Annotated in this window: 3 protein-coding genes and 1 pseudogene; 1 reads left to right on the forward strand and 3 read right to left on the reverse strand. The window is 68.2% G+C overall.

What is annotated here, in order from left to right:
- A pseudogene (locus ACQKJZ_RS18305) lies at window positions 1-438 on the reverse strand (DNA-directed RNA polymerase subunit beta); the annotation flags it as partial.
- A 401-nt stretch (window positions 439-839) separates the two neighbouring features.
- Here ACQKJZ_RS18305 and ACQKJZ_RS18310 point away from each other — a divergent pair.
- Complete coding sequence (locus ACQKJZ_RS18310; RefSeq protein ID WP_427732997.1) at window positions 840-2,069, forward strand: hypothetical protein; 1,230 nt, start codon at window positions 840-842, stop codon at window positions 2,067-2,069.
- A gap of 169 nt (window positions 2,070-2,238) precedes the next feature.
- On the opposite strand, the gene ACQKJZ_RS18315 is transcribed toward ACQKJZ_RS18310, so the two are convergent.
- Both ACQKJZ_RS18315 and ACQKJZ_RS18320 read right to left on the reverse strand, forming a co-directional pair.
- Window positions 2,239-3,012 (reverse strand): metallophosphoesterase family protein, encoded by a 774-nt coding sequence (locus ACQKJZ_RS18315; RefSeq protein ID WP_427732999.1) that lies wholly within the window; start codon window positions 3,010-3,012, stop codon window positions 2,239-2,241.
- A 28-nt stretch (window positions 3,013-3,040) separates the two neighbouring features.
- Window positions 3,041-4,129, reverse strand: a complete 1,089-nt coding sequence (locus ACQKJZ_RS18320) for a catalase family protein (protein ID WP_427733001.1) — start codon at window positions 4,127-4,129, stop codon at window positions 3,041-3,043.
- Window positions 4,130-4,304 lie beyond the last annotated feature (175 nt).

A 4,304-nucleotide genomic window follows, 5' to 3' on the forward strand; every position in this document is an offset into this window, starting at 1 on the left:
CAGGGGCATGTCGCCCATGTAGACGTCCTGCTCCTTGATATCGATGACCGACTTGGCTTCGGTGTCGGGATCGACCTCGAACGCGGTCAGGCGCAGCGTGACACGCATCGGCGCGGCATAGGTGATGCCCCGCTGGCGGCACTCTTCCACGTCGAACTTCGGGTCCTCGAGGACATAGTCATCGAAGTCGAGATAGGCGGTGCCGGCGAAATCCTGGATCGGGAAGACGCTGCGCAGCGTCTTTTCGAGGCCGGACACATGGCCCCGCGACTTGTCCGAACGCAGGAACTGCTCGTAGCTTTCGCGCTGAACCTCGATCAGGTTCGGCATCTGCACCACTTCGTGGATGTCGCCGAACACCTTGCGGATGCGCCGCTTGGCGGTGCTGCCATCGCCCTTGCGCGGGGCGGAGCCGCTGTCGATCGCCTTGGTTGCCATGGATCTGTCTGCCTCGTCAGCCGTATAATCGCTGCCCGGAAACCTCCGGACGGGACGCGACGCAAAGACGCCGAAAGGCCGCTCGCAATCGCTTGCGGCGGCATCCGGCGTCCAATGAACCAGCAATCTTCCATTCGACCGACACGCTGCGCGAAGGCGCGTCATTTCCCGAAGATCGTGGTGAGTGATCGCGATATAGGCGCGGCACCCTCCAGTGTCAAACCGGGGCACGCGCAGGATAGGGCAAAGTTCCCGCCCGCGCGAAGCTTGCCACATATTGGCCGCATATGGCGTTACAGTATGGGGTTGCATCGGCCGGGCCTACCGGGCACGGCTAATGCGGCCGGGTCTGCGACCCGGACGGCGGTTGAAGATTGTAGTTACCACGAGGAATGCATTTCATGACATCGTCCGGGCCGCGCCGCGCCGCGCGCCTTCTTGCCCTGACGCTGGTGCCGGTGCTTGCCCCGCTGCCCGCCGCTGCCGTCCCGTTCCAGACCACGTCGCAGGACAATGACGCCCCGCGCTCAGGCACCGGCGGCCTGGAAAGCTTCAGCCTGAGCCCGCGCCTCTCCACCCCGCAGACCAATCCGACCACGGTGCCGACCCCGCCGCCGCCCCGCATCGTGCTGCCCGGCCAGTCCGCCGCCCAGGCCACGCCAGCCGCGACCCCGACGCCGCGCGCCACCCCGACGCCCCGGCCAACCCCGCGCCCCACGCCGACACCGACGCCCAGCCCGACCCCGGTCGAGACGCCCGCACCGGCCCCGTCGCCCGAGCCGCCCGCCACCCGCCTGCCCGACCGCGAAGCACAGCCGGTCAACGTCACCACGCCCGGCGTGGGTGACGTGACCATCACCAACGACCAGACCCCGGCCATCGCCGCGCCGGGCACCGCCGCACCCGAACAGGGCGAGACGGATAGCGGCCTGCCCTTCTGGCCGTTGCTGATCGGCACCGGCCTGGCCGCGCTGGCCATCGGTATCTGGCTGGGCCGTCGCAGTCGCAAGGTCCCCGCGCTCCCGGCCCCCGCTCCGCGCGCCGCCGCCGATCCGGTCGAGCCGCCGCCCCCGCCCGCGCCGGTTCCCGATGCGGCTCCCCGCGCTCCAGCGACGCCGCCACAAGCCCCCGCGCTGGCCATGCCGCCCGAGCCCAGCTTCCTGGCGGTCGAGGCACGGCCGTTGCGCGTCGGCCTCAACATGCTGACCGCGACGATCGAGGCCGAGGTGACGGTGCACAATAGCGGCGCGACGCCGATCGGCCGGGTCGCGGTCGACCTGCGCCTGCTCAGCGCCCATGCCGGGCTGGATGCCCAACTGATCGAGCTGGCGAATCAGCCGCAGGGCCGCCCGATCGTTCCGGCCTTCGCGCTGGCGCCGGGCGAAAGCCGCACCGTGCGCGGCGTCACCGCCCTCCCGCGCGAGGCGATCCATGTGATCGACGCGGCGGGCCGCCCGATGTTCGTGCCGATCCTCGCCGCCGCCGCGCATACCGACTGGGGTGTCGCTCGCTGCGCCTACGCGGTCGGACTGGAGCGAACGGATTCGAGCAAGCTGTCGCCGATCTGGCTCGACCAGCCGGGGCGGATGTACGACCAGGTCGCCGCTCGGCCGCATATCATGCGGGGGTGATCTCGGGCGGTCTGAGCGTGGCCTTCGACTTCGGCGCTATGCGCCGAAGTTTATCCTGAGCGGCTGGCTTGCCAGCCAGCCGAAGGGCTCAGGCTGAACGGAGGTAGAGGGCTTTTCCAAACAGCCGTTCAGGCTGAGCGAAGTCGAAGCCCACGCCCTGCCCTCGCCACTATCCCGCCCGCATATCCTCGGTAATCACATGCGGCGCGGTCTCGCCGAAGCTGCGGACCAGCGTCTCGAACCCCTTGCCCTCCACGCGAAGCTCGTTGAACGCCGGCGGCGTCTTGCGCGTGCGCTTGGACAGGGTGCCCGCGCCGATCATGCGGATGATCCGGCCATCGCGGTCGATCGGCACGTCGAACGGGTCGTGGACATGACCCGACAGCACCGCATGCGCGCCGGCCGCCGCCAGCTGGGTCAGCGCTGCGTCGCCGTTGCGGGTCTTGGCGGTGCCCTTGGTCGGCCCCTCGATCAGCGGGTGATGCGCGGCGACCAGGATCAGGTGATCCTTGGGCGCCTTGTCGATCAGCGCCAACGCGCGGCGCAGCGAGCCAGAACTCACCCGCCCCTTCGACCAGTTCCACCGCCACTGGGCGCGCGCGGTGGTCTTGAGCGGCACGACCGTAACGCCAGGCAGGTCGAGCGGCTTCTCGATCATCCGCTCGATCGCGGCATAGCGCTGGTACGGTGCGAACAGCCGTCGGAACGGGTCCCAATAATAGGGGATGTCGTGATTGCCGACCTCGACCGTCACCGGCACGCCTAGCGATTGCAGCCATTCGCCGCCCGCCTGAAACTCGCGCTTGGTCGCTCGCATGGTCAGGTCGCCGGTCATGATGACCGCGTCGGGCTTCTCTGCCGCGACCCGTTCGGCGAACCAGGCGAGCGCGGCGGGGTCCTCGGCACCGAAATGCACGTCGCTGACATGAAACAGACGGATCATGCCGCCCGTCCTAGCCGCCCCGCCCGCCTCACGGCAACTCGGCCATGGCACGCGGCTCGTGCATGGGGCAGCCATTCACTCGGCCGCGATACTCGGCCGAAAAGCGATAAGTGTCTTTCCGCGCGCGGTTGATATTGCCCAGCGGCCGGTGCGCGGCGAGGCCGTGCCAGATGCTGTAGGACAGCGCGTCGTCGATCGCGTTCGTCTGGCCGTCCTGCCAGCTGATCTGCGGATCGGCGGTGAAGGTCGCGACGGTGATATAGGGGCTGTCGTCCTCGCTCCATTCGGCGGTGGCGTCCTCGATCGGCATGGAGTCGAGATCGCGGTTGAGCTGGACGCGCAGCTCCCACTGGCCGCCCTGCTCGATCATCACCTCACGCACCACTTCGCGCAGCGCGTCGGGGCGGTCATGCGTGTCCACCGTATCGCCGGTCAGCTGGGTCAGCGCCGGGCTGACCGGAAACAGGGCGAACTTGGCGATATGGTCGCCGTAACGAAACGGCGTCTGGCTGTAATAGGTCTCGCCCAGCGGGTGCACCTGCTTCGATCCGCCCAGCGTCTTGAGCGTCGCGCTCTCGACCCCGACCGTCTCCAGCGTCGCCTCGATCCCGCGCAGGATGCCGGACAGCAGCTTCTTGCCGCCCTCGAATTTGTCAGTGGTGGAGGCGAGCATCTTCAGATTCTTGGCAAAAGCGTCCGCCGTCGGCGCGGTGAAGACCGGCGCATTGGCCATCACGAAGTCCTGCGTCGCATCGCCTTCGGACCCTGGCAGCCGCTCGCCCTCGACCCCGATCACCTTCAGCGCCAGCCCGCGCGGCAGGGCAATGGCGTCGTCGAGGATGTCGCCCGGATTGGTCGAGATGCGCGCCACCGCGTCATACTCGCCGGGTTGCGCAAACAGCCCCTGCGCCAGTTCGGCGGGGAGGTCGTCATGTACCTTCAGCGTGCCCCGGATGATGCCATGCGCCTTGGCATGGACCGCGCGGACGCCGTGGCCATAGTCCTTCGAGGTGGTGTCGAGGATATACGCGAACGATTGTTTCATCTGGTCGACGGTGTCGCCTTCCTTGGGGCTGACGTCTTCGACCTGGGGGGTGAATGCGACGGGGGTCTTCATCGGGGCTCTCCCTGTGGGTCCCCACCAACCCATGTTGGGTGATAGCGTTCCGTTTCGATCACACCGACCCTCCGGTCTTGGCACGCCCCTCCCGCAGGCGGGAGGGGATGGGGGGGGGGGGGGGCATTCCCCAAGCAACAAGCCCGGTGAGAAACCCTCCCCATATTGTAAAATC

This window comes from Sphingomonas sp. NPDC019816, assembly GCF_050274375.1.
In the GTDB taxonomy this organism is placed as follows: Bacteria; Pseudomonadota; Alphaproteobacteria; order Sphingomonadales; family Sphingomonadaceae; genus Sphingomonas.

What these genes read in the sequence shown, in the direction of transcription:
- ACQKJZ_RS18310 (WP_427732997.1), top strand. Translation starts at nt 840, where the DNA reads ATGACATCGTCCGGGCCGCGCCGCGCCGCGCGCCTTCTTGCCCTGACG.
- ACQKJZ_RS18315 (WP_427732999.1), bottom strand. Translation starts at nt 3,012, where the DNA reads ATGATCCGTCTGTTTCATGTCAGCGACGTGCATTTCGGTGCCGAGGAC.
- ACQKJZ_RS18320 (WP_427733001.1), bottom strand. Translation starts at nt 4,129, where the DNA reads ATGAAGACCCCCGTCGCATTCACCCCCCAGGTCGAAGACGTCAGCCCC.